Here is a 26,647-nt window from a genome sequence, read left to right on the forward strand (position 1 = left end):
GGATGACTTAAATATACAGCAAGCCCTAAATTCAGTTATCCTAATTTTCTATCAAGATACGAGTGCACATATGAAGCGCCGCAATTTTTTAGGTTTTTCGCTAGCTCTGTCTCTGCCATTTTCTGTGAGGGCACAGGCATACCCCTCAAAACCCATTCGTTATATCGTTCCTGTTGCGGCAGGTGGTGGTAACGATATGATTGCACGGGTCGTTACTGAGCGCTGGGGGCGAGTTTTGGGCCAAACTTTTGTAGTGGAGAATCAAAGTGGTGGGGGCGGAGTCATTGCCTCTCAGGCCACCATGAGAGCGCCGCCTGATGGATATACCTTGATGCAGGGTTATGTGGCCACTCATGGTACAAAGCCTGCGACAAGAAAAGTTCCTTATGACCCTATTAAGGATTTCACGCCGATTGGGATGATTGGTGCGACCCCAAACGTCTTGATTGTGAATAGTCAGGTTCCAGTCAAGAGCATGAAAGAATTTATCGACTATGCGCGCAAGAACCCAGGGAAGTTAAGTTACGGTACTGCTGGTCAGGGATCTTTGACACATATGACCATGGAATTATTTAAGCAGGAAACTGATCTTTACATTCTGCATATCCCATATCGTGGCATTGCCCCAGCGATTAACGATCTATTAGGCGGTCAAACGCAGACTATGTTCCCAGGCCTAGCTGCGGCTTTGCAATATATACAAACAGGCAGGGTCCGTGCATTAGCGGTTACGGGATCAAAACGCAGCTCAGTCTTAAAAGACGTCCCCACTATGGAAGAGCTCGGTTTTAAGGGTTTTGACGCAATGCAATGGTATGGCACGGTAGGCCCTGCTGGAATTCCATCGGATATTGTGAAGCGTTTAAATGAAACGCAAATTGCTACACTGAAGTTACCGGAGATGCGGGAGAAGTTATTGATTGAAGCAGTTGAGCCTATGCCGATGTCTCCTGAACAATTCGGTCAATTTATTAAAAATGAAACTAAGCGATGGACTGCCTTGGCAAAAGCTCGCAATATTCAATTGGAAGAGTAGGTCATGTCGAAGAAATTAAGAGTTGGAATTTTAGAAGGCGATGACATTGGTCATGAGATTGTGCCGATTGCAGTAGAGGTTGCCAAAGCAGCTGCAAAACTGCATCAAGTGAATATCGAGTGGGTACCTTTACCCATTGGGCGTCGCGCGCTCGATACTCATGGCCATACTCTGCCACCTGAAACTTTAGAAACTCTCCATACTCTGGATGGATGGATCTTGGGTCCGATTGGTCATCGTGCTTATCCAAAGCAGGCTAACGCCATCAATCCCCACCCAATTTTGCGTAAGCAATTTAATTTGTTTGCAAACGTGAGACCAACACGTTCTTACCCAGATATTGGGTGTCTTCGTGATGATATTGATTTAATTATTGTTCGTGAAAACAACGAGGGCTTTCAGCCAGATCGGAATATGTTGGTAGGTAATGCAGAGTTTCGTCCAAGCGATGAAATGACTCTGTCTATGCGCGTGATTACCAGAACTGGTAGCCGTCGCGTTGCCCAAGCAGCTTATGAATTAGCGCGTCAACGCAAGAAGCATTTGACCTACGTCCATAAAGATACAGTCTTTAAACTAGGTTGCGGTATGTTTGTTGAGGAGTGTAAAAAACTAGCACCAGAATATCCAGATGTCCTCGTTGATGATGTGATCGTTGACACTATGGCAATGCGCTTAGTGCGTGACCCCCAAAACTTTGATGTGATTGTGACTACGAATATGTTTGGCGATATTTTGTCAGACGAAGCTGCAGGTCTGGTTGGCGGTTTGGGAATGGCGCCAGGTTTATGTATCGGTGATGGTGATGTGGTGATGGCACAGGCCACTCATGGATCAGCTCCGGATATCGCAGGCAAAGGCATTGCCAATCCATACTCCATGATTGAATCAACTCGTATGATGTTTGATTGGCTTGGCTATAGCCGGAATATCCCAGAGGCTGTGGCGATGGCAAGATCGATGTCAGAGGCAACTTCAGTAGCGCTTGCTAATCCAAATGCTAGAACCGGGGATATCAATGGCAAAGGAAATACTGCATCTATGGCAAAAGCAGTATTAGAGGCTTTGAGGTAATGTAATACAGTGGTTGAAATACCTGTAGCTCAAAAAATAGGATGGAGGAGACATGAGCAATCGCAAGGACCGAAATGAACAACGTAGACAGCTCTTAACATGGCTTGCAGCCAGCCCCTTGTTTGCCCTTAGCGCTAATCAAGATTTGTTTGCTCAAGAAGCAAAAGATCCGAGAGAGTTAATCAGAAATTTCACGAAGCGACCAGACCCCATGATTTGGGCGCCAAATACTCCCTTGGATCTGATATCCAATCCAAAGGAAGCAATCAATGTTTTTGATTTTGAGCCAGTAGCATTTACGAAAGTACCTCCAGCACACTTTGCTTACATGGCATCAGGCATTGATGATGAGGTGACATTAAGAGCAAATCGCACTTCATTTCTAAAGTACCAATTACGTCCTCGTCGTTTACGCGATGTGAGTCAAATTGACACCTCTATTACGCTTTTTGGAACTAAGTGGAACTCTCCCATCATTATTGCCCCAACTGGTGGCAATAAGGCATATGACCCAGAGGGAGAGGTAGCGGTTGCGAGAGCGGCGAGAGTGGGTGGTTTCTTAAATATCCTGTCAAATGCTGGAGCCTCCACAATTGAAGACGTTATCGCTGCTCGTCAAGGTGAGGTTTGGTTTCAGTTATATGCAACTTCTAGCCCTGCAGTTGCTAAGCAAGTTATTCGACGGGTTGAAAAAGCTGGGGCACCTGTTTTAGAAATTACTGTTGATCGTAATGGCGGAAGAAATCAAGAAACTTTTGCCCGTCTTAAGAAATTGGATCCGCGAAATTGTGCGGGCTGCCATGTGCATGGCTTTGGCAGTGCGCAAGAAAGACCAAACTATGATGGTATTGATATGACTGGCGTCAGGATGACCTCTTCTAATATGACTTGGGACTTTATTAAGCAGGTGCGCGACACCACCAAAATGAAAATCATCATCAAGGGAATTTTGACTGAAGAGGATGCGCAACTTTGCCTCAAATATGGTGTTGATGGAATTCATGTATCAAACCATGGCGGCAGAAGTGAAGATGGTGGGCGCGGTTCGATTGAGTGTTTGCCTGAAGTTGTCAAAGTGGCAAAAGGTAAGGTACCCATTCTATTTGATAGTGGTGTACGTCGAGGTAGCGATGTATTTAAAGCAATGGCATTAGGAGCGAATGCAGTTTGTGTGGGTCGTCCTTATCTCTGGGGTTTGGGTGCTTTTGGACAACCCGGCGTAGAGCGCGTCATGGAAATTTTGCAAACTGAATTTAAATCAACCATGCAGCAGATGGGTGCCGCTAATATTGCCGCTATTCAATCATCTATGGTGATGAAAGAAAGCTAATTTAGTTGAAGCCTTTCTTATGAGGTTTTAATGCGCGCACTTTTGCGGGTTTTCTCATAAAAGTGGTTGGGCTTGGATTTGACCCAACGAATAAATCGCTGCATTTCAGGATGCTCTTGTAGATTACTAGCAGTATTGAATTGTATGGCTAGCTCAGTTTCAGTAAATAAAGCATGAATCTGCCGATGACAAATGCGATGCAGATATTCCGTAGTCTTGCCGCCCTTCGATTTGGGTACTAGATGATGAGCATCTTTTTGTGATTCCGGGATAGGGCGGTCACAAATAGGGCAGACAGTTTCCAGTACCTTTTGGAGTGGCTTGGGCTTCAAAGAAATGAGTTTCTGACGAATTTTTCCAAGCATGAGTATTTGGGTTTGGTGGGGTCATGCCAGTTTATTAAATAAGTCTTAAACTTGCACGGTGGCAAGATTCTCTCCAAAAACACTCTCTGCTCCTGATATCTCCCGTCTCATTGAGATGGCTTGGGAGGACCGTACTCCGTTTGATGCGATTGAGCAGTCATTTGGCCTCTCTGAATCTCAAGTGATTCAATTAATGCGACACGAGCTCAAGAGAGGTTCATTTGAGCTATGGCGTAAGCGCGTGACAGGTCGATCAACGAAACATGTCGCACTGCGAAGTAAGCTAGTAGATCGTGCCTATTGCCCAACCCAATATAAAAATAAATGACATCCCCTAAAAGGCTGGTCTTGATTCTGGGGGATCAGCTGGATTTAAAGAGTGCAGCACTTCACAACTTTCATCATGAAACCGATGAGATATTCATGGTGGAGTCTATGCATGAGGCTCAATATGTTTGGTCGCATCAGGCCAAAATTGCTTTATTTCTATCGGCTATGCGGCACTTTGCCCAGACTTTGAAAAGCTTGCATTACCCAATCAGCTACATCAGAAGCACCCCTTTATCTATTGTTGATGCCTTAAAAGAGAAAATACAGCAAGAGAAAATTACCCATCTCATTTGCGTCGAGCCAGGCGAATGGCGCTTAAAGCAGGAGATTGAAGCATTAGCCAATAAGCTTGGATTGCAATTGGAGATGCGTGAGGATGAGCATTTCTTCTGCTCCCATCAAGAATTTACAGATTGGGCAGCTGGTAAAAAAGAATTGAGGCTCGAGTACTTTTATCGCTTGATGCGGAAGACCCATCAAATTCTGGTGGATGCTGATGGTAATCCAGAGGGTGGTCAATGGAACTTTGATCAAGACAATCGTAAGCCCTATCCCAAAAAAGGGCCCGGCATCATTGAGGAACCCATTCTGTTTGAGCCAGACACCATCACTCAAGAGGTGATTGCATTCGTCAAGAAAACCTATCCGAAGCATCCTGGCTCACTAGAGGCATTTCGTTGGCCGGTAACTCGAGAGCAAGCTTTAGAAGCGCTGAATTATTTTGTAGATTACCGTTTGCGAAACTTTGGCGTCTACCAGGATGCTATGTGGACTGATACGCCATATGGTTGGCATTCTATGCTCTCGAGCTCCCTGAATCTCAAGCTCCTTAATCCCCGCGAGGTCATTTCTGCTGTTATTAATGCTTGGAAAAAGTACTCCCTAGATTTATCTACGGTCGAGGGCTTTATTCGCCAAATTTTGGGGTGGAGAGAATTTGTTCGAGGGATGTATTACTTGGATATGCCAAAGATGGCTCAGGATAATTATTACCAGCATCAGAGGTCTTTGCCTAAGTGGTATTGGTCCGGCCAAACCAATATGGCCTGCATGAAAGATGCCATTGGTCAGACTTTGAGGTATGGATATGCTCATCATATTCAGCGCCTGATGGTGACCGGTAACTTTGCTCTGTTGGCTGAGATCCTACCCTCACAAGTCTGTGACTGGTATTTGGCAATTTATGTTGATGCTATTGAATGGGTAGAGTTACCGAACACCGCTGGCATGGCCTTGTTTGCTAACGGTGGACGCTTTACGAGTAAGCCTTATATTGCTAGTGGAGCCTACATCAAACGCATGAGCAATTACTGCGGCTCCTGTCAATACAAGCCAGATGTTCGCTTTGGAGATAATGCTTGCCCAGTCACGACCCTGTACTGGAATTTCTTAATCAAGCATCGCGCTCAGTTTGAGGCAAGCCCACGAACGCGTTTGATGACAGCAAATCTGAAAAGAATCAGCGATGAAGATCAAAGCTCGATTACAAAGCACGCAAAGCAGTTGTTAAATCACTTGAATGATCTCTAGGGTTTGATATGAGCACTTCCTTTAAAGGAAATAAGAGCTATTTGCCGAGCAAGATCTGTGTTGTTTGCAAAAAGGAAATGACCTGGAGAAAGTCATGGGCAAAAAATTGGGAGTCAGTGAAATACTGCTCTGATGCCTGTAGAAAAAAGGGAACTAAAAGTCAGGTGTGGTAGTCAGGCGCAGTACTCAGGCGTAGTAGTCAGATGTAGTCGAGCCTGATCACCTTTGACTTTTACCAAGGCAGCTTTTCACCTGAATAAGAAATAAAACTGCCAGAATCCTCTTTTTCAAGATTTTGCATCACTGTAAACATATCGGACACCGCATCTTCTGCGGGTCTCCCAATTTGCTCACCCCGAAAAGGCTTTGAAAGGCTGGAATTGACAGTGCCTGGATGCATAGCAATGAGTGCAGCATTGGGTTTGGTGCGAGCAAGCTCAATGGACGCCGTTTTAATCAGCATATTCAAGGCTGCTTTAGAGGCTCGATAGCTATACCAGCCACCGAGACGATTATCTTCAATGCTACCAACCTTGGCAGATAAGGTAACCAGAATAGAATTTTTTGGATCCAATAGTTTGGAGAAATATCGAATGCTTAAGGCGGGACCAATTGTATTGATTTTGAAGAGCTCAATGAATTGTTCGGCATTGAGGTCATCTATTTTTTTCTCCGGCATCCAGTCTTTGCTGTGCAATACACCAATGGTATTGATGATCAGTTGAAAGGGTCCTGCTGCTGCTAGCGCATTAGCGGAAGCTTCGATAGATACCGGATTTTGATAATCAAGCGGATGCTCTGAATGACGGTGAATACCCACAACCCCTGAGCATGAGGGGTTATTTTTGAAGAGCTCTACAAAAGCTGACCCAATCGTGCCAGATGAGCCAATGACCAGAGCGCGAAAGGGATTAGGGAGTATTTTCAAAGGGGTTTTAATGACGACTGTGCTGTAAGCTAGTTTAGTCAATAAGTCTTACACTTGCTTCATGGCTCATGATTTACAAAAACTCACTCTGTTTTATGATGGCGCGTGCCCTTTGTGTCAGGCGGAGATATTGTTTCTTAATGGGCGTAACCAAGCTGGTTTACTTGGCTTTGTCGACATCAATTCAGATCGCTATGACCCATCAGCCCTCGGCGTGTCATGTGAACAAGCACTAGCTGCTATGTATGGTCAATATGCTGACGGCTCATTAATTAGTGGCGCGGTTGTTTTTCCAGAGGCATATCGCAGAGCTAATCTTCCTTTTCTGGCCTGGTTGTTTTCCAGAAAGATCGTGCAACCTCCCTTGCGCCTAGGTTATCAATTTTTTGCTAAGCATCGCCATGCGATTTCACGAATATTAGGTCCAGGTGCATTGCGACTAGTCAATGCCACATCTAAAAGTAAGAATGTATCAGGCGCCTCATGAAAGTCCAAACCCTATTCATCCAACTGTGTGCTCTTGCCTGTTTATTCAGTGCCAATAGTAATGCCCGAGAGTTGACCTATATTAATGAAGCCTTGACTCCTGCCAAATTTCAGGGCAGCGGCAAATTAACTTGGTGGGGCTTTCATATTTATGATGCCAATTTTTATCGAGGTGCAAGTGCTAATGCTTCAGCATTTGCACTGGACTTGCGGTATCAAAAATCATTCACTGGTGTGGCAATCGCTAAGAGCTCAGCAGATGAGATGAAAAAGCTTGGTGTACCAGATACACAGGCAAAGGCTTGGGAGAAACAATTGGCCACCTTTATGCCAAACGTGGAGTCAGGTCAAAATCTCACTGCAATTTACGCACCCAACCAGGGAACTACTTTTTATTTCGAAGGAAAACCCCTTGCGCAGATTCCGGGAGCGGATTTTTCTAAAGCTTTTTTTGGTATTTGGTTAGATCCTAAAACGAGTGCTCCTAAACTACGTGAGCAACTACTTGGGCAGAATTGCCCACCACCCCTTTTCCAAGAGGCTTGTCCATAATGAAATCATTCTTTAGCAAATTCAGTATAGCTATCCTTTGTGCCAGCTTCTTGCTGGGTTGCGCTGGCCCAAAAGTATCTCAATACGCTAATGAAAAGCCCGTATTGGATTTGAGTGAGTATTTCTCAGGCACGATTGATGCCTACGGCATCTTCACCGATCGCAGCGGAGTAGTGGTCAAACGTTTTACGGTCTTGATTCAAGCGAACTGGCAGGTCGTCGATGGTAAGAAAGTAGGTACTCTAGATGAAAGCTTTGAATACTCTGATGGCACAAAGCAGAAACGCATTTGGAAGCTAACCGAAGTTGCTCCTGGAAAATATACTGGTAAGGCAGATGACGTAGTAGGTGAGGCCAATGGCTCATCTGCTGGGAATGCTCTCAACTGGGCATACACCTTAGCTTTGCCAGTTGATGGCACCATTTACCATGTTCAGTTTGATGACTGGATGTATCTCGTAACACCAAAAGTCATGATTAATAAAGCCCAAATGAGCAAGTTTGGTATCAATCTAGGCGAAGTCACACTGAGTTTTTATAAACGTTAGGCGTAATCCCTTAGAGCCTTCTGTATAAGCCCATGCTAGATTAATCCTCGTAATTCACATCACATAAAAATTATTTTGGAGATATAGATGAAAAGACTTTCTTTAGCAATACAAATCTTCGCTATGGCGGTTCTGAGCTTTGCATCTCTGCATGTCTCCGCACAAGCCGCTGCTAAGAATTTTGTGATTGTCAAACCCGATCAAGTGATGTGGGGCGATTTGCCTACAGGCGTGAAGACTGCAGTGTTATTCGGTGATCCTAGTAAGCCTGGAATGTATGTTGTTCGTAATATCTTTCCTGAGGGCATTATGAGTTCACCCCATTCTCATTCTGAAGATCGTTTTGTTACAGTCATCAAGGGAACTTGGTATGCAGGTACTGATGCTAGTTGGGATCCAGCGACTACGGTTGGCTTGCCAGCAGGCAGTATGATGTTTCATCCTGCAGGTGTAGTGCATTTTGATGGTGCTATGAAGGGAGCTACAGAGATCCAAATCATGGGTATGGGCCCAGTGAGCACAACTCCTGTATATAAAGATGCACCCCGTTTTGGAATGCCTCGTAAGCTAAATTAAGTTTTTCATCACCCGGAAAGACAAAACCCCAGAAATTGCTCTGGGGTTTTTATTTGCTGAGCTCGGGCCGACTCAGAACTTTACATTTACCTAAGCAGCAATTTTGCTGGGTACCTCTTCACTAACGGAGTGCCGAATCAGATAGTCAAAGGCTCCCAGTGACGCTTTGGCACCTTCACCCATGGCGATAATGATTTGCTTATAAGGAACGGTAGTGCAATCTCCCGCAGCAAATACGCCAGGTACTGATGTTTCTCCTCTTGCATCCACGATGATCTCACCACGAGGCGAAAGATCGACTGTGCCTTTGAGCCATTCACTATTTGGCAACAAGCCGATTTGAACAAAGATGCCTTCCAACGCAAGAGTTTGCTCAGCATTGCTAATGCGATCCTGATAACGTAGGCCATTCACCTTGCTGCCATCACCCAACACTTCTTTTGTCAAAGCACTTTTAATGACGGAGACGTTAGGCAGGCTAAATAATTTCTTTTGCAACACGGCATCAGCCCGCAATTGGTTATCAAACTCAATCAGGGTAACGTGACTTACAACACCAGCTAAGTCAATCGCGGCTTCAACACCCGAGTTGCCACCGCCAATCACTGCTACACGTTTGCCTTTAAATAGAGGGCCATCACAATGTGGGCAGTAGGCGACACCTTTGTTGCGATATTCTTGTTCGCCTGGAACATTCATTTCTCTCCAACGTGCACCGGTGCTGATGATGACAGATTTGCTTTTCAATACCGCGCCATTAGCGATCTCTACTTCAATGCCATCGCCTGTCTTACGCAAAGCGCTAGCACGTTGTAAGTTCATGATATCCACTTCATAGTCTTTCACGTGCTGCTCTAATGCTTGCACGAGCTTTGGTCCCTCGGTATGAGATACAGAGATAAAGTTCTCAATACCCAAGGTATCCATGACTTGACCACCAAATCGTTCGGCAAGAATGCCAGTGCGGATGCCCTTACGCGCCGCATAGATTGCAGCAGCAGCACCAGCTGGGCCGCCACCGATGACTAGCACATCAAAGTTATCCTTAGCATTGAGTTTGGCTGCATCCTCTTCGGCACTACCAGTATCGAGTTTGGCAATAATCTCTTCTACGCCCATACGCCCTTGACCAAATACTTCGCCATTGAGGATGACAGTGGGGACAGCCATGATTTGGTATTGATCTACCAAATTCTGATAGATAGCGCCATCAATCATTTCATGCTCAACATGAGGGTTGAGGGCTGACATTAAGTTCAAGGCCTGAACTACGTCGGGGCAGTTATGGCATGACAAAGAAATAAAAGTCTGGAAGCGGAACTTTCCATCTAGTTTGCGTACACGCGCAATAATGTCCTCTTCGACTTTAGGTGGGTAGCCACTGGCTTGCAAAATTGCCAAGATAAACGAGGTCATTTCATGACCCATTGGGATGCCCGCAAAAGTAATGCGTGCATCTTCACCAGTCTTACTGACAGTAAAGCTAGGCACGTTTGCCGCTTTACCATCCGTCTTGACAGTAATTTTTTCTGATTGCTCAGCCACTTCATTTAAAAGTTCTAGCATTTGGACGGCCGCAGGGCTTTCATCTAAGCTGGCTGTGAGCGTAATTGGAGCAACGATTTTTTCGAAGTATGCTTTTAATTGGGTTTTGATATTGTCATCTAACATGGTGCATCCTTTATTTCAATTTCAGTGAGTCTATTGGGCAGGATCTGATCCTCTCCAATAGACTCTCCGGAGAGAGTCTGATTGGTTTTAGAGTGAGATCTATTTAGATCTTGCCTACGAGGTCTAAAGATGGAGTCAAAGTCGCTGCGCCTTCTTTCCATTTCGCTGGGCAAACTTCGCCTGGGTGCGCTGCTGTGTATTGAGCAGCTTTGAGCTTGCGCAATGTTTCAGAGACATCACGTGCGATTTCATTGGAATGAATTTCAGCAGTCTTGATCACGCCTTCTGGGTTGATAACGAATGTGCCGCGCAATGCCAAGCCTGCTTCAGGAATGTGTACGCCAAATGCATTGGTCAATGTGTGAGTTGGGTCACCAACCAAGGGGAACTTGGCTTTACCAACTGCTGGAGAAGTTTCGTGCCAAACTTTGTGTGAGAAATGAGTATCTGTTGTAACGATATACACTTCAGCGCCTAATTTTTGGAATTCAGCATAGTTATTAGCCGCATCTTCAATTTCTGTTGGGCAGTTGAATGTGAATGCTGCTGGCATGAAAATCAAAACTGACCACTTACCTTTGAGAGATTCATCAGTAATAGTGACAAACTTACCGTTGTGGAAAGCTTCGGTTTTAAATGGTGCTACGGTGGTGTTGATAATAGACATAGTGCTCCTCTTGTTGAATAAATTGGGTTAATCAAACTGCTAATGTTTTGACAACGGAGTCCATTCTAGGGGCTATCTGTATATTTGTATAATGAATAATTTAGATATAAATAATCGATTTTATTGATAATAAAACATCGTCATAATGCAATCCGCAGATAATGGCATCCTGAGCGCCTAAATGCCTATTTCAACGTCTTTTGAAAGATCTTTCTCGACATGCCAATTCAACTTACGGCTTTCATCCGGTTTATTTCAGTAATTGCCTGTGGCTTATTGCTGCTAACAGGCTGCCAATCGACCGGTAAGGATGGCAAGCCGCTGACTCAAGCTGAAATTCTTCAGAAACGACAGGCAACTCTCCAGATGGCTTAAACGGGTCTGGATGCTTTGATCAAGCAAAACCCTAAAGTAAAAGAAGATATTGAAAAGGCACCGGGCTATGCCGTCTTTAGCACTACCAATGTGAATGTTGTCTTGATCGTAGTGGCGCGGGGTGAGGGCGTCTTGTATGACAAACGTCGCAAAGAGCCAGTATTTATGCAGGCTTTAAAAACAGGTGAAGGATTGGGTGCAGGCTATCAAGATCAATATCAAATTGTGGTTTTTAAAACGACTGCAGCAATTGACCAATTTTTATTAACATCGATTGACGGGCAAAAGGGCGGTATCGATGTGGATGCTAATTTTTCAGCAGGCTCTGGTGGAACGATTCGCTCTTTCAACCCAGCTATCACCTTTTATACAGTAGGTCTCTCCGGCTATGACTTACAGGCTAACTATGGTGGCACCTTATATCTAGTGGATCAGCAGTTGAATGACGCCGCTACGCTCAAGAGTCTGACGAGTAAGGTCCCCGCAGCAAAATAAGCACGAAAGCCTATGCTGGGATCTACTGGTATTTCTCTATAGCAAGACCCCAAAACGAGAGTAGATTGGTGTCAATATCCATCGCGTCTCTCTCACTGAAAGGGGTTGTTATGAGCAAAAGTCCACAAAAGGCTATTGATACAAGCAGGGTTGTCGGTCGCGTAGCCATGGAGAGTGCGCAAGCGATTGCACAAATCAATCAAAAGGCTACTGAAGAGTTTGCAGAGCTTATTCAGAAACGGGTTGCTGAGTTAATGAAAGCTCAGGATCCTAAAACAGCTTTTGACTTTGTTCATGCTGAAGTATTGCAAGATGCTGCAAAAGAGGTGGCTCATTATCACCAACAGCTACTCGATGTATTGAGAAGTGGTAATAAAGAAATGGCAGATATCGCGGAAGTGATGATTCAGGATTCCAAGACGGACCTCATTCATTTTGTGAATGATGCAACTAACAATGCACCCGCTGGTAGTGAAGCGTATGTTTCGGTATTTAAAACCTCGTTTAATAATGCTCTGCAAAACTTCGAATTAGTCCGTGCTGCTATGGCAGATTCATTTAGTCATTTTGAAAAAAGCATCGAGAGTATGACTAGTTTGACGACTGCTCAAGGTGCTCCCAAGAAGAAGCCTTAGAAGAGGTATTCAAAACAGTCCTGACGCTAGTATTGCTGTTGGAAGTGGAGGGCGGTTTGGATGGTTTGAAAATGAATCTCGACAGTAGAGTCAATTTCCTTGCCATAACCACCAGCCATCGAGAATGCCAGGGGTATTTGTTTATCTAGGGCGTATTGAAAGATCGTTTCATCTCTGAGACGCATACCTGTTTTGCTGAGTTTGAGTCTGCCTAAGCGATCTCCTTCATGAGGATCAGCTCCTGCAAGGTAAATAACAAAGTCTGCTTTAAAGCGAGAGTCTAATTTGTCGAGGCATTGATTGAGGGATTGAAGATAAATTTGATCATCGCATCCATCGGCAAGACCCAGATCAAGATCGCTACTTTCCTTTTTAAAGGGAAAATTATTTTCACCATGTATCGAGAGAGTAAAGATAGAGGCATCGTGCTGATGAATAGATGCGGTGCCATTACCCTGATGAACATCTAAATCAATAATAGCGATCTTGAGGTGCGGGCTGATTTCTTTTTGGAGTGTGCGAGCGGCAACTGCGGAGTCATTAAATACGCAAAACCCGCTGCCAAGATTACGGTAGGCGTGGTGTGTGCCTCCAGCAAGATTCCCAGATATGCCTTCACCTATAGCAGTCTTAGCTGCAGCGATAGTGGCCCCTGCGGAACGTCGTGAGCGTTCCACCATTTTTTCGCTCCAAGGAAAGCCAATCTCTCTTTGCTCTTCAGGACTCAGTTTGCCCTCGATGACTTTCAGAAGATAGCTCGGGTCATGTGCATAGAGAAGTTGTGTATCGCTTGCGGCAGGTGCCTCAAGTAACTCCAGCTTAGCAAGCGAGCCGACTAAATCCCGCAAGCGGGAATACTTCTCCATTGGAAAGCGATGTCCCGATGGCAGTGGTAATACAAAATGGTCTGAGTAATAAGCTTTCAAAGACGCTTTCTGAGAACTCTCTAAATATCGCTGGAGTATTGATCTAGAAAATCTAGGGATACTTTTTCTAAGGCTTTGATGTTGGTGCTCTCTAATTTAATTAACGGTGCGCAATGAGCCTCTACTGCTTCGAGCCAGCGGTTGATGCATAGACACCATTGGTCTCCTGCAACAAGACCAGGAAAGCGATATGCAGGCATGGGTGTAATGAGATCGTTGCCACGGCTGAGGCTAAATTGCAAAAAGTCATCATTCACAATTGCGCAGACTAGATGACTACCCACATCCTCTGCATTGGTTTTGCAAGATCCATCCCTAAAGAATCCGGTTAGAGGATCAAAAGAACAGGGAACCAAGGGCTGCCCTAAAACGTTAAGGGCGACATCATTACTCATTAATTCTTTCCTTATTAGTGTTTGTAGCTGCTGTATTCAATAGCTTGCTTTACCTCTCGGCAAAATTTCCCTTTTTGTGTCACACTTTCTCGGTCAATATCGCTGACTAAAACCAATTTTGCAGTAAAACCAGATTTCACGGGCAAGCAATGAGAATCGAAGACACCGACCCAGCAAGACACGCGGGTATCGAATACCCAATGGAGGTTGGCGCCCCTGTTTTCGCCCCTATCAAAGTTGTCGAAGAAAAAGATAAAGCAGTAAATGTGGCACGTCAAAATGCCAAGCAAGAGTACGAGCGCATCATGGAGCAGGCTGAGGTGTTGATGAAGCAGGCGAGGGCCTTGCAGGCAAGGCTCGATGCAACAGAGATGGTGCACAGTGCAAAATTTAGCTTCAATCCCATTCATGGAAAAATTTACCACCTGTATTACGACAGCAGAAATTCAACTAACGTTTTGATACAGAATGGACCTAAAGAGTGGAGCTGTGGCATTCCGGATGGTTGGACATATGCCATGGCAGTGAAGAAGTTGGGAGACAGTACTTGGGCGGTGATAGAAGAAAACGCCCTTGTTGTATGATGTTTTTTCTCATAACAAATACAAATAGGTGACATGTGACAAAAGTAAGAGTAGTGAGTCTGGATAAACTGGGTGGCGCAGATGTCATTCAAGTGATTGATAAAGAATTACCTCCACCAGCAAAGGGCGAAGTGCAGATTCGTCAGACAGCGATTGGATTTAATTTCATCGACATTTATCAGCGCTCTGGTTTTTACCCGCTTGAATTACCTACGGGTCTTGGTCATGAGGCTGTTGGTGTAGTTGAGTCTTTGGGTGAGGGTGTCACTGGTTTAAAAGTAGGCGACCGTGTCATGTATATGAATGCAGGTATTGGTGCATACGCTAGTGCACGCAATGTCGCTGCTGATAAATTAGTCCCAGTGCCCGAAAATGTTTCAGATGAAGTTGCTGCTGCAGTCTTCTTTAAAGCCATGACTGCTCAATACCTTGTGCAAAAGACTTACAAAGTGAAAGCCGGTGACATCGTATTAGTACATGCTGCTGCTGGTGGTGTTGGCCAAATTTTGGCTGGCTGGGCAAAAGGTTTGGGTGCTTTTGTGGTCGGCACTGTTGGTTCTCAAACAAAAGTTACTGCAGCTAAGGCAGCGGGATGCGATGCTGTTGTCGATTACTCTAATGCCAATTGGGTGGAGGAAGTATTGAAGGCGACGGGTGGCAAAAAAGCCAATGTGGTTTATGACTCTGTGGCTAAAGATACCTTCTTAGGTTCTTTAGATTGCGTAGCCCCTTTTGGTACGCTTGCACTCTTTGGTGCCGCTTCCGGTCCTGCCCCTGAAATTCAGCCAGAGATTCTTAATAAAAAAGGTTGCCTATTTTTAACAAGACCATCAGTGTTTCCTCATAACGCGACTCATGCGTTGTTGCAAGAGAACGCTAAAGCGGTATTCGATGCCATTGCTAAGGGTTATGTCAAAGTGCAGATTGGTGCGAAGTTCCCACTAGAGCAGGTGGCTGATGCACATCGTGCCGCTGAAGGCAGAAAAGTATCTGGCGCCATTGTAATGATTCCTTAGGCAGAAGTAGAAGTTGATTAGCACAAGCCCCGTTCTTACGGGGCTTTTCATTTGTATCAAAGCACGCTTGTCACAAACAATGCAAAGTATTTAGCCTTAAGAATTGGTGCAGTGCCGTATAAGAGGCTTGCTCAGCCCTGATACCCAATTTCGGATATAGTTTTCTTATTCACATAAAAGATCTTAGGAGACAAAACCATGGGAAGCGCTTCATTTAAGAAAACGATTGCAAATACTTTATTGCTGCCAATATTTTTGGCTGGCAGCAGCTTTGCTTTGGCTCAAACTGCTACAAGCGCAGGCGCACAAGGCAAGACAGAGCTTTTATGGTTCGGTCAGGCCGGTTTTCGGATTAAGTCTCCTCAGGGCAAGATGATTTTGATTGATCCGTGGATTACTGGCGGACCAAAAACTCCCCCACAGTACAAAAATGATTTGGCTGCAATTGGCCCAATTGATTTGGTATTGGTAACTCATGCGCACGTAGACCATATTGGTGATGCACCTGCAGTAGCTAAAGCAAATAACACTAAGTTGTACGGCCCTGCTGATATGGTGACACCATTAATTACATTGGGGATCTTGCCTGCTGATCTCGGCTGGCGTTTTAATAAAACTGGTCGCGTAACTCCTTTGCCGGGAGTGAAGGTAACTGCAGTTCAGGCTGAGCACTCCTCTTTGTTGGTCTGGAAAAATCCCGCTACTGAAAAGATGGAATCACATCCTGCAGGCGAAGCAATGGGCTACATCATTGAGCTTGAAAATGGTTTCAAGATTTGGCATATGGGCGATACCGGTTTATTTAGTGATATGAAGTTCATCAGCGAACACTACAAACCAGATTTAGTGTTGATTCCGATTGGTGGCAACTTCACTATGGCACCGGACGATGCGGCTTATGCATTAAAAACTTGGATCAAACCTAAGATGGTGATTCCAATGCACTACAACTCCAATCCGATGACAAAAGGAACGCTTGCTGAATTCCAGGCGGCGATGAAGGGAAGCAATATCAAGATTGTTCCGATGACAGAAGGTGAAACAGTCCAGTTTTAAATCGCATTCATAGCAGATAGGATTTTCTTGAATTTCATCTCACCTGAAGTGAGGAGTCAACTTGCTCCTCACGGCGTTCTCTCGGCCGCAGTCTATCTTGGAAACTTTTTGCTTGTGACTGGGCGCTCATCTTCGGGTGAGCCTACTGGCATCGCCCCTGATATCTGTCGTGAGATTGCCAAACGCTTAGATGTTGAGCTCAAACTCATTGGCCATGAAACTCAGGATGAGGTGGTTGAATCTGCTGCCAGTGGAAAGTGTGGAATTGTATTGTTGGGCTCAGATCCTGCGCGCGCTAAAAAAGTGACCTTCACGCCTGCCTACGTTGAGTTAGAGGCAACCTATCTGGTATTGGACAATTCGCCTATTCACAATGTGTCACAAGTAGACCGGCCAGGGATCCGCATCGCTTCTTTTTTTAAGAGCGCCTACGATCTTTGGCTGCAGCGTAATCTGCAACATGCCACCTTGGTTCATGCTGACAGCATTCAAGCAAGCAATGATTTATTTGTGAATGAAAAGCTCGATGCATTAGCAGGCTTGAAAACAGGCCTCATAACTGCCGCTCAGAAAATTCCTGGATCACGGGTTCTCGATGGCCAATTTACTGGAATCCAACAAGCGATTGCAACCCAGAATGCCAATCATGAGGCAGTTCAATTTTTAACTGCCTGTGTAGAGGAATTTATTAGTACGGGTTTGGTAGCTGATCTGATTCAGAAATATCAAGTACAGGGTTTGGCACCCGCACCCCTGAATAAATCTTCTTAAGAAATTGAACGTGAAAAAAATTGCACTAGCCTGTGTTCTGGGATTAACGTTTTTGAGCGCTCAACTTGCTTGTGCGCAAGGAGCAAATTACCCCAATCGTCAAATTAAAATTATTTCACCCTTTGCTACTGGTGGAATCGCTGATGGTTTCTCACGCATCATCGCGCAAGCATTAAGCGAGTCTTATGGTCAATCAGTAATTGTTGAGAACAAGACGGGTGGCGGTGGCAATATTGGCGCTGACTTTGTTGCTAAGTCTCCAGCTGACGGCTACACCTTAATTATGGGAAGTATCGGTACGCATGCAGTTAATCCTTATCTCGTAAAAAATATGCCGTACGACCCGCTGAAAGATTTTGTTCCAGTAGTTTTTGTTCTCGATGCTGAAGGTTTGTTGGCTGTTAACCCAAGTCTTCCGGTGAAAAATGTGAGTGAGCTGATTGCCTATTTAAAAACGAACCCAGGAAAAGTATCTTATGGTTCAGGGGGTATTGGAACTGCTAGTCATTTAGCAGGAGAGCTTTTTGTAATGACTGCTAAGGTAGACATGACACATATTCCGTACAAAGGAAATGCCTTGGCGATTACCGATTTAATCGGTGGGCAAACTCAAGTCATGTTTGCAACCATGCCCACCATTCTTCCATATGTGAAGAGTGATAAGTTGCGGGGCTTGGCAGTGACTGGTGCCACCAGAGATCCATCGATGCCCGATTTACCGAGCATTAGCGAAACCCTTCCCGGTTTTGATGTTAAAAATTGGATTGGTCTATTTGCGCCAGTAGGAACGCCACCCGCTATCGTCAAAAAACTGCATGATGATGTGAGCAAAATTATGCAGCAGCCAGCGGTGCAAAAAAAGTTGGAGTCTGAGGGTGCCAAGTATTACGCTATGACACCTGAAGCATTTGGGGCCTTCCAAAAGAAAGAGTCAGCCCGCTGGGGGAAAATTATTAAAAGCGCGGGTATCAAGCCAGAATAGCGATTTAGGCATTTAGAGACTTGCCGTTAAACTCCGCTTATAATCTCGTAAGCAATTGAATTAAAAGAGATTATTCTCAAAAATCCCTTTCTGTACGTTTGACAGCCTGTAGGGGCTCTTGGACAATGCGTTTGGCGGTTTGATTCATGCCAAAACACTCATGACAGCCCATCTTTCCCCAACTTCCAGTCAATCTAGTCAAGCGCTTGAAGCACGCGCTTTGGCCTGTGTGCGTGGCGACAGAAGCTTATTTTCTGGTCTGAGTTTTCGGCTTGTTGCTGGTGACTGCCTGCATGTTCGTGGTGAAAACGGGGTTGGTAAAACGAGTCTATTGCGTCTCTTGACTGGCTTATCTAAGCCTGAGTCTGGTGAAGTGTTGTGGAATACACAATCCATCTTTTCTGAGCCAGCTCACTATCATCGCGAATTATTATTTTTAGGTCATCGTGATGCGCTCAAAGAGGAGTTAAGCGCTCTCGAAAATTTGCAAATGTATGCGGTACTCGATGATGTCAAGCTTTCTCTTGATCAGGCATTGGCTGCTTTATGGCGTTTTGGTTTGCGTGGCCGTGAAAATTTACCAGTGCATTATTTATCAGCAGGACAAAAGCGCAGAGTCGTCATGGCGCGGATGTTGACGCGTCAAGCGCGTCTATGGATTTTGGATGAGCCATTTAATGCCTTAGATAACAATGCCGTTACTGAACTAGAGAACCTGATTGCCGAGCATCTTGCTAATGGTGGTTTGCTAGTGCTGACAAGCCACCAGGCTATAAACCTCTCTCATGTGAAGGTGCTGGACTTATGAGCGCCTTATTTGCCATGATTCAACGAGATTTGCTCTTGGTAATGCGTCGCAAGAGTGAGGTGCTGACGGCATTATTTTTCTTTGTCGTGGTGACAAGTTTGTTTCCTTTGGGCATTGGCGCGGATGCTGCGCTCCTTCGCAAAATCGCTCCAGGCGTAATTTGGGTTGCTGCTTTGTTGGCCACTTTACTGGGCTTGTATCGGATGTTTGCAGCCGATTACGCTGATGGCGCTTTAGAGCAAATCGCTCTCTCACCGCAGCCGATGGTTTTATTGATTGCTGGGAAAATCATTGCACACTGGCTTGTTTGTGGCTTGCCATTGGTCATTTTGGCGCCAGTGATTGGAGTTCAGTTTGATCTTGATCCAAGCTCCCTGTATGTATTAATGGGAACTTTGTTACTGGGCACCCCAGTACTCTCACTATTGGGCTCTATTGGCGCAGCCTTAACTCTGGGCGTCCGGGGTGGGAGCGTATTGATGAGTTTGTTGATCCTGCCCCTCTATATTCCCGTGCTGATTTTTGGCGCTGGGGCAGTATATGCCAGTAGTGTGGGACTAGAGACTTCTGGACATTTTTCCTTATTGGGCGCTTTATTGATTTTGGCTTTAGCATTTGTCCCTTGGGTTAGTGCTACCGCTGTAAAGATTGCGATTGAATGACTGATACAAATAATTTTTCTAATAACCGTCTGATGAACTGGTTTAAGTTATCAAGCCCCAGTACCTTTTATCCGTTAGCGGGAAAGCTGATTCCACTCTTTTGGGCGTTGACTACTATCTTTGGGGTAGCCGGTCTTTGGGTCAGTTTCTTTGTGGCACCAGTGGATGCTGTTCAAGGCCAGGGCTATCGAATTATCTTTGTTCATGTGCCAGTTTCTTGGATGTCGATGTTCATCTACGTAGTGATGGCAGCATGGGCAGGTTTGGGACTGATTTTTAATACTCGCCTATCAGCCATGATGGCACAAGCGCTAGCACCCATTGGTGCTTGGATGGCTTTTCTATCCTTGTGGACAGGTGCATTCTGGGGTAAGCCCATGTGGGGTGCTTGGTGGGTATGGGATGCACGCCTCACTTCAGAGCTGATTTTGTTATTCCTCTATTTAGGTTTCATTGCCTTACAGGCTTCAATCGATAATCCGCGCAGAGCAGATAAAGCGGGCGCGATTTTGGCTTTGGTCGGTGTGGTCAATGTGCCCATTATTTATTTTTCAGTGAAATGGTGGAATACCCTCCATCAAGGCGCCTCAGTGTCTTTGACTAAGGCTCCAGCTATGGCACAGACCATGTTGCTAGGAATGTTATTAATGACTCTGTGCTTCTGGATGTACTCCATTGCAGTAGGCTTAATGCGCGCCCGCACCATTATCCTGGAGCGTGAAGCCCATACGGATTGGGTGAGACAATTAGAAGAGGTGAAAAGCTAATGTGGAATAGTCCAGCAGAGTTTTTTGCAATGGGTGGCTACGCACTCTATGTATGGAGTAGTTTTGGTGTTTGTGCAGCGGTTTTATTGTGGGAGCCTATGAGTATTCGGGTCCGCAAAAAAGCAATTATTCGCAGACTTCAGCAAGAGCGTTTAGCAGAACAGTTTGATCAAGAAAGTAGTCAGTGAAGCCTAGATATAAACGTGCACTCATGATTGTTGCTGCCTTAGTGGTTATTGGCATCGCTGCAATGTTGATTTTGAATGCGCTCAATAGCAATATTGCACTTTATATCACCCCAAGCGAAGTGGCTGCTGGTAAGGCGCCACAAGGCCAAGCCTTTCGCATTGGTGGTATGGTTAAGGATGGCTCTGTAAAGCGCGATGGCTTGACAGTTCACTTTGTGATTACTGATCTTGTGAAAGATATTCCCGTTTCCTATACCGGAATCCTGCCAGATTTATTTAAAGAGGGTAAGGGCGCAGTTATCCAAGGTCGTCTTAATCCCAATGGTGAATTTGTTGCTAGTGAAGTGCTAGCAAAGCATGATGAAAACTATATGCCTCCCGAAGCAAAGCATGCCCTAGAGCAAGCGCAAAAAAATGGAAGCAATAAATGATTCCTGAGTTTGGGCATTACGCGCTCATTTTGGCTTTATGTGTCGCCCTCATTCAAGGGGTCTTGCCGCTTGTAGGCGCTCATTATGGTCGCCGAGAATTCTTAGTTCTCGCTAGACCTGCTGCCCAAACAGTCTTCATGCTCTTGGCAACTGCCTTCGTCATTTTGGCATGGAGCTTTTATGCGAATGACTTTTCAGTACTGTATGTTGCTGAGCATTCCAATTCGCAAATGCCGGTCATCTATCGCTTAGGTGCGGTATGGGGTGGTCATGAAGGCTCTTTATTGCTCTGGATCTTCTTATTAAGTACCTGGACCATTTTGGTAGCTCAACTCTCTAAAGCCTTAGACGAGTTCATGGTTGCTAGAGTGATTGGCGTATTGGGTTTAGTAACCAGTGGATTGTTATTGTTCGTATTAACTACCTCTAATCCATTTGAGCGCTTATTGCCTGCAGCTCAAGACGGTCGCTCGCTCAATCCCTTATTACAAGATCCGGGTTTGGTGTTTCATCCACCGATGTTGTATATGGGTTATGTTGGTTTCTCGGTAGCGTTTGCCTTTGCCATAGCCTCTTTGCTGTCCGGTAGATTAGATGCCGCATGGGCACGGTGGTCACGCCCTTGGACAACTGCTGCATGGGTATTTCTGACGCTTGGTATTGCATTGGGTTCCTGGTGGGCTTATTACGAACTAGGTTGGGGCGGTTGGTGGTTCTGGGATCCTGTGGAAAATGCTTCATTTATTCCATGGCTGGTTGGCACTGCTTTATTGCATTCTTTGGCGGTAACTGAAAAGCGCGGTGGCTTTAAGAGTTGGACAGTGCTGCTCGCTATTACTGCTTTCTCACTCTCCTTGTTGGGAACATTCTTGGTGCGCTCAGGCGTGTTGACTTCAGTTCATGCATTTGCGACTGATCCAAGGCGCGGTATCTTTATTTTGATTTTCTTATCACTTGTCGTTGGCTCTTCGTTGGCTTTGTATGCATGGCGCGCTCCTAAAAATACCTTGGGCGGCAAATTTAGTTTGAGTTCTCGAGAAACCTTTATTTTATTAGGCAATGTATTCTTGGTGGTTTCAGCAGGATCAGTATTGTTGGGCACTCTCTATCCTTTATTAATTGATGCTCTCCACTTGGGAAAGATTTCAGTAGGCCCTCCTTATTTCAATAGTGTATTTGTGCCGATCATGATTCCACTGCTAGTACTTATGGGTATTGGCCCGTGGACCCACTGGAAAAATACTGATCTTTTGACAGTGATTAAGCGTTTATGGCTTGCTGGCTTGGTTGCAGTTCTAGCTGGTGTAGGTATTCCTTTGATGATGGGTGAATTTACTTGGCTCGCTGGGCTTGGTTTCTTATTGGCTTTTTGGGTGATTGCTTCTGGGTGCATGCAAATCGCTCGACAAGCAAAGCTGGGTAAACCAACCCGTTCATTTATCGGAATGCAAGTTGCTCACTTGGGTATCGCGATCTTTGTGATTGGGGTCACGATGGTTGGCGCCTATCAGGAAGAAAAAGATGTGCGCATGTTGGCTGGCGATACTGTCAGTGTGGGCGGTTATCAGATTCAGCTCGTTGGTGTTAATAACGCGCCCGGCCCGAATTATCAAGCCATGCGTGGCACATTCTTATTAACTAAGAACGGTAGCACTGAAGCAACCCTCTATCCAGAAAAGCGGAGCTATTTTTCCTCTACGATGCCGATGACCGAGGCTGCTATTGATGTGGGTTTAACCAGAGATATTTATGTTTCCTTGGGCGAGGCTATAGACGATCAAGCTTGGGCTGTGCGGGTCTATTACAAGCCGTTCGTAGATTGGATCTGGGGTGGTTGTTTGTTCATGGCCTTAGGCGGCATTCTCGCCATCTCCGATAAGCGCTATCGAATGAGCTTAAAAAGAGCGACACCATGAAGGCTAAATTTTTAATACCTTTATTGCTGTTTGTTGTGCTCGTGATCTTTTTGGCTATTGGTCTTAATCGTGATCCGCATGAAGTTCCTTCCCCTTTGATTAATAAGCCTGCGCCCGCTTTTGACATTGCTCAGTTAGCGCAAGCGAATAAAACATTTTCACCAGCAAGCATGAAGGGTCAAGTTTGGATCTTGAATGTTTGGGCTTCTTGGTGTGTAGCCTGTAGAGAAGAACATCCTGTCTTGGTTGAACTAGCAAAGTCTGGACAGGCACCCTTGATTGGTCTTGATTACAAAGATAAACGTGAAGACGCTCTAGTGATGTTAGAAAGACAGGGCAATCCCTATATGCTTTCTGCATTCGATGCCAACGGCCGAGTGGGTATTGATTATGGTGTGTATGGTGTTCCTGAAACTTACGTGATTGATCAAGCGGGCGTAATTCGCTTCAAGCATATTGGCCCGCTAACCCCGCTTATTTTGAACAACAAGGTTTACCCTTTATTGGCCGAGCTAAAAAAATCATGAAATCTATTTTTTTAGTGCTCGCGTCAGTGTTGTATTTGCATGCCGCTTATGCAAATAATGCCGCTCCATTGGCTGATGATCCGGTAACGGAACAACGTCTTATTAGTATCTCTGAAGAAATGCGTTGTCTGGTTTGTCAAAATGAATCTTTAGCTGGCTCCCGTTCGGATTTGGCAAATGATCTTCGCAGAGAAATCCGCACCCTCATTAAAGAGGGTAAGAGCGATGAGCAAATTCGTGCTTTTATGGTTGAGCGCTATGGTGATTTTGTTTTATATCGCCCACCGGTAAAGCCCATTACTTGGCTGCTGTGGATTGGACCATTTGTGATCTTAGCCATTGGCATCGCCTTCTTAATGTTTTACTTGCGTCGTCGAAATACGATGGCTGCGACTAAGGTGCTATCTGAAGCAGACAATCAAAAAATCGATGCCTTACTAAACACACTTGGCAAAAATGATCGGGATGGAATCCATGGCTAGTTTCTTCATCCCTGCCTTTTTATTGCTTGCACTAGTATTGTTTTTATTGCTGCGACCATTTATCTTCTCAGGAAAAAATGAGGGCACCTCTCGCCGCCAGATGAATGCTGCGATTTATCGTGAAGAGCTTGATAAATTAGCGGCTGAGCAAGCTGCTGGAACGATTAATGCGCAAGAGTACGAGATGAGCCATGCAGAAATGCGTCAGCGTCTTTTTCAAGATACTAATGAAGAAGATGACAAGGCGGTCATGGGCTCTACTAAAAAAGTAGTCATCGGTGTTTGCGCCTTTATTGTGCTGCTATCTTCTGGCTTGTATTTTTCCTTGGGCGATGTTGTTCGTATTGCTCAACAGGGCGATCAAAAACCCATGAGCCAGGTTGGCGTTGAAAAAATGGTTGCTGATTTTGCCCTCAAGATGGAAAAAGATCCAGATAACCTACAGGGTTGGGCAATGTTAGGGCGTTCTTATCGAATCTTGGGGCGCAATGAGGATGCCGCAAAGGCATATGGTCGCGCAGGCAGCTTTATCAACAATGATCCAAAGCTTCTGGCAGAGTATGCAGATACCTTGGTGGCCAATGCAAACGGCAACTTCTCAGGAAAGCCATTGCAACTGATCAATCAAGCTTTAAAACTCGACCCCAAGAATTTATTGGCACTTTGGCTTTCGGGAACAGCCTCCTTTACTAGTGGCAATTACAAGGTGGCAGTGCAAACTTGGGAAAAGCTAGCTCAACAATTACCGCCAGGCTCTGAAGAGGCGCGGGCGATTGAAAGTTCTATTAGTGAGGCACGCTCTAAAGGTGGTTTAGTGGGCGCCAATACTGCGGTTGTTAGTAGTAAGGGTATTAGTGGAAAGATTGAGATCGTTGCTGGCCTTAAATCTAAAGTGAATCCTGGCGATATAGTGCTGGTAATCGCACGCCCATTAGGCGAACGGATGCCAGTTGCCGTTCTGAAAGCGCCTGTGACTGAATTTCCGATGAGTTTTTCTTTAACTGATGCCTTGGCCATGAATCCAAGCGCGCCTATCTCAAAGTTATCCGAAGTTTCTATTGAAGTGAGAATTTCTAAAACGGGTATGGCTAGGGCTGAGGCAGGAGATTTGATCTCTGCAGTTCAAACCGTTAAAGTCGGATCAAATCAAGTTAGGCTATTAGTCGATCAAGTTCGCCAATAAATTGATAGCGTGGCAGTTAGCCGCAAGCAATACACCATAGAGGCCTTATGAATTCTCTAAAACAAAAAATTTACAATCCTGTAGCAATTGCCATTGGCTTTTGCGTGTTGCTGATTTCTATTTTTGCTGTCTTGTGGATTCTGGTGCCGCCGCCACCCAAAGCAATTGAAATGGCTACCGGTTTTCCAACGGGTTTGTATTACCAGTTTGGTGAGCGCTTAAAGAAGGAGCTTGCAGTCGACGGTGTGAATTTGGAAGTCAAAACTACTGGTGGAACGATCGATAATTTAGCCTTACTCAGTGACCCCAAGTCTGGCGTGAACTTTGCGATGGTTCAAGGTGGTGTTGCGGATGTTAGTAAATATCCCAATTTAGTTTCTGTCGCAGGAATGTTCTATGAACCTGTTTGGGTTTGGTACCGGGAGCCAGGATTTAAAAATGATGGCGGAAGACTGCAGGTCTTGGGGCAGTTAAAGGGTAAGCGTGTTGCCATTGGTAATGAGGGTAGTGGAACACTAGCGCTTAGTACAGCCCTCTTAAAAATTAGTGGCATTTCTGAAAATGAATTTTCTGCGCAAAAATTAAAGCCAGATGAGGCTTTAGCAAAACTCAATAGTGGGGAACTAGACGCAGCATTTATTGTGGCCGCTGCTGAAGCTCCGATTTTGGAAAAGTTTTACAAAATCCCAGGTATTCGTTTAATGAGCTTTGATCAAGCAGATGCGTACACTCGTAACTTAACTTATTTGTCTAAAGTCAGTGTTCCACGCGGTCTGCTTAGTATTGAATACGATCTCCCTCGCCAGGAGATTCAGGTGATTGCGCCGACAGCCACTTTAGTAGCGCATGACAATGTGAGTCCCGCAATGATCTCCCTATTGCTCAGCGCCTCTTACGATATTTTGAAGTCTTATTCACGTTTACAAAAGCCAGGAGAGTTTCCTTCTAGTATTGGCATGGACTTTCCACTACATGTAGATGCTGAAATTTACTTAAAAGATGGACCATCTTTCTTGCACCGCCATCTCCCATTTTGGACAGCAGTATGGGTCGGGCGCTTCGTCAAGATTGTGATCCCGCTACTGGTGATTTTTATTCCCTTATTTACTTATATTCCGTCAGCTAAAAACTTTTTACTACGACTGAAGCTCGCCCAAGTCTACGCAGAGCTACGAGAGCTTGAGAAAAACGCCTTTAACCCAGATCTCAAAGATAAAAACATGAAAGATCTTGAGGCTATTGAAAGGCGGGTAGGTAACATCAAAGTATCTATGATGGATTCAAAAGAGCTGTATGACCTCAAGGGACATGTTGGTGATGTCAGAGCTCGCTTAAAACAGCTATATGCTTAACGG

At 45.1% G+C, this 26,647-nt stretch carries 34 protein-coding genes; 28 read left to right on the forward strand and 6 right to left on the reverse strand.

From position 1 onward, the window contains the following. Positions 1–70: 70 nt before the first annotated feature. From ICN35_RS04930 to ICN35_RS04940, 3 genes are read left to right on the forward strand one after another with little or no spacing between them, the layout of a single operon-like run. The gene (locus ICN35_RS04930; RefSeq protein ID WP_216124792.1) at positions 71–1,036 is read left to right on the forward strand and encodes a tripartite tricarboxylate transporter substrate binding protein; all 966 of its coding nucleotides are present in this window, start codon (positions 71–73) and stop codon (positions 1,034–1,036) included. Between the two features lie 3 nt (positions 1,037–1,039). Continuing rightward, a complete protein-coding gene (locus tag ICN35_RS04935) occupies positions 1,040–2,110 on the forward strand; it encodes an isocitrate/isopropylmalate dehydrogenase family protein (protein ID WP_216124794.1) in 1,071 nt (356 codons plus the stop codon). Between the two features lie 52 nt (positions 2,111–2,162). Next, positions 2,163–3,440 (forward strand): alpha-hydroxy acid oxidase, encoded by a 1,278-nt coding sequence (locus tag ICN35_RS04940; protein ID WP_216124797.1) that lies wholly within the window; start codon positions 2,163–2,165, stop codon positions 3,438–3,440. Between the two features lie 17 nt (positions 3,441–3,457). Here the strand turns inward: ICN35_RS04940 and ICN35_RS04945 are convergent, their stop codons facing one another. Beyond that, positions 3,458–3,805, reverse strand: coding sequence for an HNH endonuclease (locus tag ICN35_RS04945; protein WP_216124799.1), 348 nt, complete (start codon positions 3,803–3,805; stop codon positions 3,458–3,460). Positions 3,806–3,863: 58 nt separating this feature from the next. Here ICN35_RS04945 and ICN35_RS04950 point away from each other — a divergent pair, with 58 nt between their 5' ends. The 3 genes from ICN35_RS04950 to ICN35_RS04960 are packed head-to-tail and all read left to right on the forward strand — an operon-like array spanning position 3,864 to position 5,838. Next, complete coding sequence (locus ICN35_RS04950) at positions 3,864–4,133, forward strand: TIGR03643 family protein (RefSeq protein ID WP_215318671.1); 270 nt, start codon at positions 3,864–3,866, stop codon at positions 4,131–4,133. Beyond that, complete coding sequence (locus ICN35_RS04955) at positions 4,130–5,665, forward strand: cryptochrome/photolyase family protein (protein ID WP_216124801.1); 1,536 nt, start codon at positions 4,130–4,132, stop codon at positions 5,663–5,665. The genes ICN35_RS04950 and ICN35_RS04955 overlap by 4 nt, the downstream gene beginning before the upstream one ends. Before the next feature lie 8 nt (positions 5,666–5,673). Continuing rightward, on the forward strand, positions 5,674–5,838 hold the full coding sequence (locus tag ICN35_RS04960) for a DUF2256 domain-containing protein (protein WP_216124803.1): 165 nt from the start codon (positions 5,674–5,676) through the stop codon (positions 5,836–5,838). A gap of 59 nt (positions 5,839–5,897) precedes the next feature. On the opposite strand, the gene ICN35_RS04965 is transcribed toward ICN35_RS04960, so the two are convergent. After that, entirely contained in the window at positions 5,898–6,635 is a 738-nt protein-coding gene (locus ICN35_RS04965) for an SDR family NAD(P)-dependent oxidoreductase (RefSeq protein WP_255535713.1), read from the reverse strand. 19 nt (positions 6,636–6,654) lie between these two features. Between ICN35_RS04965 and ICN35_RS04970 the strand changes: the two genes are divergently transcribed. The 4 genes from ICN35_RS04970 to ICN35_RS04985 all read left to right on the forward strand — a co-directional run bounded on the left by ICN35_RS04970 (position 6,655) and on the right by ICN35_RS04985 (position 8,755). Next, on the forward strand, positions 6,655–7,080 hold the full coding sequence (locus ICN35_RS04970) for a thiol-disulfide oxidoreductase DCC family protein (RefSeq protein ID WP_216124805.1): 426 nt from the start codon (positions 6,655–6,657) through the stop codon (positions 7,078–7,080). Continuing rightward, entirely contained in the window at positions 7,077–7,631 is a 555-nt protein-coding gene (locus tag ICN35_RS04975) for a chalcone isomerase family protein (protein ID WP_216124807.1), read from the forward strand. Before ICN35_RS04970 ends, ICN35_RS04975 begins: the two co-directional genes overlap by 4 nt. Continuing rightward, positions 7,631–8,179, forward strand: a complete 549-nt coding sequence (locus ICN35_RS04980; protein ID WP_215295568.1) for a DUF3833 domain-containing protein — start codon at positions 7,631–7,633, stop codon at positions 8,177–8,179. The genes ICN35_RS04975 and ICN35_RS04980 overlap by 1 nt, the downstream gene beginning before the upstream one ends. A gap of 87 nt (positions 8,180–8,266) precedes the next feature. Beyond that, positions 8,267–8,755 carry a cupin domain-containing protein gene (locus ICN35_RS04985; RefSeq protein WP_216124809.1) on the forward strand — a complete coding sequence of 163 codons (489 nt, stop codon included), beginning with the start codon at positions 8,267–8,269 and terminating at the stop codon, positions 8,753–8,755. 90 nt (positions 8,756–8,845) lie between these two features. On the opposite strand, the gene ahpF is transcribed toward ICN35_RS04985, so the two are convergent. Together ahpF and ahpC are read right to left on the reverse strand one after the other, a co-directional pair. Then, the gene (ahpF, locus tag ICN35_RS04990) at positions 8,846–10,426 is read right to left on the reverse strand and encodes an alkyl hydroperoxide reductase subunit F (protein WP_216124810.1); all 1,581 of its coding nucleotides are present in this window, start codon (positions 10,424–10,426) and stop codon (positions 8,846–8,848) included. Between the two features lie 103 nt (positions 10,427–10,529). Then, the gene (gene ahpC / locus ICN35_RS04995) at positions 10,530–11,093 is read right to left on the reverse strand and encodes an alkyl hydroperoxide reductase subunit C (RefSeq protein ID WP_215295565.1); all 564 of its coding nucleotides are present in this window, start codon (positions 11,091–11,093) and stop codon (positions 10,530–10,532) included. A gap of 219 nt (positions 11,094–11,312) precedes the next feature. Between ahpC and ICN35_RS11370 the strand changes: the two genes are divergently transcribed. The 3 genes from ICN35_RS11370 (at position 11,313) to ICN35_RS05005 (ending at position 12,598) form a co-directional block, all read left to right on the forward strand. Continuing rightward, a complete protein-coding gene (locus ICN35_RS11370) occupies positions 11,313–11,468 on the forward strand; it encodes a hypothetical protein (RefSeq protein WP_255535714.1) in 156 nt (51 codons plus the stop codon). Positions 11,469–11,483: 15 nt separating this feature from the next. After that, the gene (locus ICN35_RS05000; protein WP_255535715.1) at positions 11,484–11,963 is read left to right on the forward strand and encodes a hypothetical protein; all 480 of its coding nucleotides are present in this window, start codon (positions 11,484–11,486) and stop codon (positions 11,961–11,963) included. A gap of 110 nt (positions 11,964–12,073) precedes the next feature. Beyond that, positions 12,074–12,598: a phasin family protein gene (locus ICN35_RS05005; RefSeq protein ID WP_216124812.1), complete on the forward strand. Its 525-nt coding sequence runs from the start codon at positions 12,074–12,076 to the stop codon at positions 12,596–12,598. Positions 12,599–12,624: 26 nt separating this feature from the next. Here ICN35_RS05005 and ICN35_RS05010 read toward each other — a convergent pair whose 3' ends face one another. Together ICN35_RS05010 and ICN35_RS05015 are read right to left on the reverse strand one after the other, a co-directional pair. Then, on the reverse strand, positions 12,625–13,524 hold the full coding sequence (locus ICN35_RS05010) for a histone deacetylase (protein WP_216124815.1): 900 nt from the start codon (positions 13,522–13,524) through the stop codon (positions 12,625–12,627). A 20-nt stretch (positions 13,525–13,544) separates the two neighbouring features. Beyond that, positions 13,545–13,919: a DUF2237 family protein gene (locus ICN35_RS05015; RefSeq protein ID WP_216124818.1), complete on the reverse strand. Its 375-nt coding sequence runs from the start codon at positions 13,917–13,919 to the stop codon at positions 13,545–13,547. 149 nt (positions 13,920–14,068) lie between these two features. On the opposite strand from ICN35_RS05015, the gene ICN35_RS05020 reads away from it, so the two are divergent. From ICN35_RS05020 to ICN35_RS05090, 15 genes are all read left to right on the forward strand, one after another. Further along, positions 14,069–14,503, forward strand: a complete 435-nt coding sequence (locus ICN35_RS05020; protein WP_215318649.1) for a DUF2452 domain-containing protein — start codon at positions 14,069–14,071, stop codon at positions 14,501–14,503. Positions 14,504–14,538: 35 nt separating this feature from the next. After that, positions 14,539–15,519, forward strand: coding sequence for a zinc-binding dehydrogenase (locus tag ICN35_RS05025; RefSeq protein WP_216124820.1), 981 nt, complete (start codon positions 14,539–14,541; stop codon positions 15,517–15,519). Positions 15,520–15,717: 198 nt separating this feature from the next. Further along, positions 15,718–16,575: a metal-dependent hydrolase gene (locus tag ICN35_RS05030; RefSeq protein ID WP_216124822.1), complete on the forward strand. Its 858-nt coding sequence runs from the start codon at positions 15,718–15,720 to the stop codon at positions 16,573–16,575. Positions 16,576–16,602: 27 nt separating this feature from the next. Next, positions 16,603–17,346, forward strand: a complete 744-nt coding sequence (locus ICN35_RS05035; protein WP_216124824.1) for a transporter substrate-binding domain-containing protein — start codon at positions 16,603–16,605, stop codon at positions 17,344–17,346. Between the two features lie 52 nt (positions 17,347–17,398). Further along, positions 17,399–18,328 (forward strand): tripartite tricarboxylate transporter substrate binding protein, encoded by a 930-nt coding sequence (locus tag ICN35_RS05040; RefSeq protein WP_255535716.1) that lies wholly within the window; start codon positions 17,399–17,401, stop codon positions 18,326–18,328. Positions 18,329–18,446: 118 nt separating this feature from the next. After that, positions 18,447–19,136 (forward strand): cytochrome c biogenesis heme-transporting ATPase CcmA, encoded by a 690-nt coding sequence (ccmA, locus tag ICN35_RS05045; RefSeq protein WP_255535717.1) that lies wholly within the window; start codon positions 18,447–18,449, stop codon positions 19,134–19,136. Beyond that, positions 19,133–19,798 (forward strand): heme exporter protein CcmB, encoded by a 666-nt coding sequence (gene ccmB, locus ICN35_RS05050; RefSeq protein WP_216124826.1) that lies wholly within the window; start codon positions 19,133–19,135, stop codon positions 19,796–19,798. Before ccmA ends, ccmB begins: the two co-directional genes overlap by 4 nt. After that, entirely contained in the window at positions 19,795–20,565 is a 771-nt protein-coding gene (gene ccmC, locus ICN35_RS05055) for a heme ABC transporter permease CcmC (RefSeq protein ID WP_216124828.1), read from the forward strand. Before ccmB ends, ccmC begins: the two co-directional genes overlap by 4 nt. Further along, a complete protein-coding gene (gene ccmD / locus ICN35_RS05060; RefSeq protein ID WP_215318637.1) occupies positions 20,565–20,753 on the forward strand; it encodes a heme exporter protein CcmD in 189 nt (62 codons plus the stop codon). The genes ccmC and ccmD overlap by 1 nt, the downstream gene beginning before the upstream one ends. Further along, entirely contained in the window at positions 20,750–21,184 is a 435-nt protein-coding gene (gene ccmE / locus ICN35_RS05065; protein ID WP_216124830.1) for a cytochrome c maturation protein CcmE, read from the forward strand. The genes ccmD and ccmE overlap by 4 nt, the downstream gene beginning before the upstream one ends. Continuing rightward, the gene (locus ICN35_RS05070; RefSeq protein WP_216124832.1) at positions 21,181–23,100 is read left to right on the forward strand and encodes a heme lyase CcmF/NrfE family subunit; all 1,920 of its coding nucleotides are present in this window, start codon (positions 21,181–21,183) and stop codon (positions 23,098–23,100) included. The genes ccmE and ICN35_RS05070 overlap by 4 nt, the downstream gene beginning before the upstream one ends. Further along, positions 23,097–23,627, forward strand: coding sequence for a DsbE family thiol:disulfide interchange protein (locus tag ICN35_RS05075; protein WP_216124834.1), 531 nt, complete (start codon positions 23,097–23,099; stop codon positions 23,625–23,627). The genes ICN35_RS05070 and ICN35_RS05075 overlap by 4 nt, the downstream gene beginning before the upstream one ends. Continuing rightward, positions 23,624–24,109 (forward strand): cytochrome c-type biogenesis protein, encoded by a 486-nt coding sequence (locus ICN35_RS05080; RefSeq protein ID WP_216124836.1) that lies wholly within the window; start codon positions 23,624–23,626, stop codon positions 24,107–24,109. Before ICN35_RS05075 ends, ICN35_RS05080 begins: the two co-directional genes overlap by 4 nt. Then, complete coding sequence (gene ccmI / locus ICN35_RS05085; protein ID WP_255535737.1) at positions 24,084–25,292, forward strand: c-type cytochrome biogenesis protein CcmI; 1,209 nt, start codon at positions 24,084–24,086, stop codon at positions 25,290–25,292. The genes ICN35_RS05080 and ccmI overlap by 26 nt, the downstream gene beginning before the upstream one ends. Positions 25,293–25,339: 47 nt before the next feature. After that, the gene (locus ICN35_RS05090) at positions 25,340–26,644 is read left to right on the forward strand and encodes a TAXI family TRAP transporter solute-binding subunit (RefSeq protein WP_216124838.1); all 1,305 of its coding nucleotides are present in this window, start codon (positions 25,340–25,342) and stop codon (positions 26,642–26,644) included. Positions 26,645–26,647 lie beyond the last annotated feature (3 nt).

The organism is Polynucleobacter sp. es-GGE-1, from assembly GCF_018882005.1.
Lineage (GTDB): Bacteria > Pseudomonadota > Gammaproteobacteria > Burkholderiales > Burkholderiaceae > Polynucleobacter.

What these genes read in the sequence shown, in the direction of transcription:
- ICN35_RS04930 (WP_216124792.1), top strand. Translation starts at nt 71, where the DNA reads ATGAAGCGCCGCAATTTTTTAGGTTTTTCGCTAGCTCTGTCTCTGCCA.
- ICN35_RS05015 (WP_216124818.1), bottom strand. Translation starts at nt 13,919, where the DNA reads ATGAGTAATGATGTCGCCCTTAACGTTTTAGGGCAGCCCTTGGTTCCC.
- ICN35_RS05030 (WP_216124822.1), top strand. Translation starts at nt 15,718, where the DNA reads ATGGGAAGCGCTTCATTTAAGAAAACGATTGCAAATACTTTATTGCTG.
- ICN35_RS04985 (WP_216124809.1), top strand. Translation starts at nt 8,267, where the DNA reads ATGAAAAGACTTTCTTTAGCAATACAAATCTTCGCTATGGCGGTTCTG.
- ICN35_RS04945 (WP_216124799.1), bottom strand. Translation starts at nt 3,805, where the DNA reads ATGCTTGGAAAAATTCGTCAGAAACTCATTTCTTTGAAGCCCAAGCCA.
- ahpC (WP_215295565.1), bottom strand. Translation starts at nt 11,093, where the DNA reads ATGTCTATTATCAACACCACCGTAGCACCATTTAAAACCGAAGCTTTC.
- ICN35_RS04975 (WP_216124807.1), top strand. Translation starts at nt 7,077, where the DNA reads ATGAAAGTCCAAACCCTATTCATCCAACTGTGTGCTCTTGCCTGTTTA.
- ccmB (WP_216124826.1), top strand. Translation starts at nt 19,133, where the DNA reads ATGAGCGCCTTATTTGCCATGATTCAACGAGATTTGCTCTTGGTAATG.
- ICN35_RS05020 (WP_215318649.1), top strand. Translation starts at nt 14,069, where the DNA reads ATGAGAATCGAAGACACCGACCCAGCAAGACACGCGGGTATCGAATAC.
- ICN35_RS04940 (WP_216124797.1), top strand. Translation starts at nt 2,163, where the DNA reads ATGAGCAATCGCAAGGACCGAAATGAACAACGTAGACAGCTCTTAACA.
- ICN35_RS11370 (WP_255535714.1), top strand. Translation starts at nt 11,313, where the DNA reads ATGCCAATTCAACTTACGGCTTTCATCCGGTTTATTTCAGTAATTGCC.
- ICN35_RS04980 (WP_215295568.1), top strand. Translation starts at nt 7,631, where the DNA reads ATGAAATCATTCTTTAGCAAATTCAGTATAGCTATCCTTTGTGCCAGC.
- ccmI (WP_255535737.1), top strand. Translation starts at nt 24,084, where the DNA reads ATGATCGGGATGGAATCCATGGCTAGTTTCTTCATCCCTGCCTTTTTA.
- ICN35_RS04955 (WP_216124801.1), top strand. Translation starts at nt 4,130, where the DNA reads ATGACATCCCCTAAAAGGCTGGTCTTGATTCTGGGGGATCAGCTGGAT.
- ccmD (WP_215318637.1), top strand. Translation starts at nt 20,565, where the DNA reads ATGTGGAATAGTCCAGCAGAGTTTTTTGCAATGGGTGGCTACGCACTC.
- ICN35_RS05080 (WP_216124836.1), top strand. Translation starts at nt 23,624, where the DNA reads ATGAAATCTATTTTTTTAGTGCTCGCGTCAGTGTTGTATTTGCATGCC.
- ICN35_RS05070 (WP_216124832.1), top strand. Translation starts at nt 21,181, where the DNA reads ATGATTCCTGAGTTTGGGCATTACGCGCTCATTTTGGCTTTATGTGTC.
- ICN35_RS04935 (WP_216124794.1), top strand. Translation starts at nt 1,040, where the DNA reads ATGTCGAAGAAATTAAGAGTTGGAATTTTAGAAGGCGATGACATTGGT.
- ICN35_RS04970 (WP_216124805.1), top strand. Translation starts at nt 6,655, where the DNA reads ATGGCTCATGATTTACAAAAACTCACTCTGTTTTATGATGGCGCGTGC.
- ICN35_RS04960 (WP_216124803.1), top strand. Translation starts at nt 5,674, where the DNA reads ATGAGCACTTCCTTTAAAGGAAATAAGAGCTATTTGCCGAGCAAGATC.
- ICN35_RS05075 (WP_216124834.1), top strand. Translation starts at nt 23,097, where the DNA reads ATGAAGGCTAAATTTTTAATACCTTTATTGCTGTTTGTTGTGCTCGTG.
- ICN35_RS05005 (WP_216124812.1), top strand. Translation starts at nt 12,074, where the DNA reads ATGAGCAAAAGTCCACAAAAGGCTATTGATACAAGCAGGGTTGTCGGT.
- ICN35_RS05090 (WP_216124838.1), top strand. Translation starts at nt 25,340, where the DNA reads ATGAATTCTCTAAAACAAAAAATTTACAATCCTGTAGCAATTGCCATT.
- ahpF (WP_216124810.1), bottom strand. Translation starts at nt 10,426, where the DNA reads ATGTTAGATGACAATATCAAAACCCAATTAAAAGCATACTTCGAAAAA.
- ccmC (WP_216124828.1), top strand. Translation starts at nt 19,795, where the DNA reads ATGACTGATACAAATAATTTTTCTAATAACCGTCTGATGAACTGGTTT.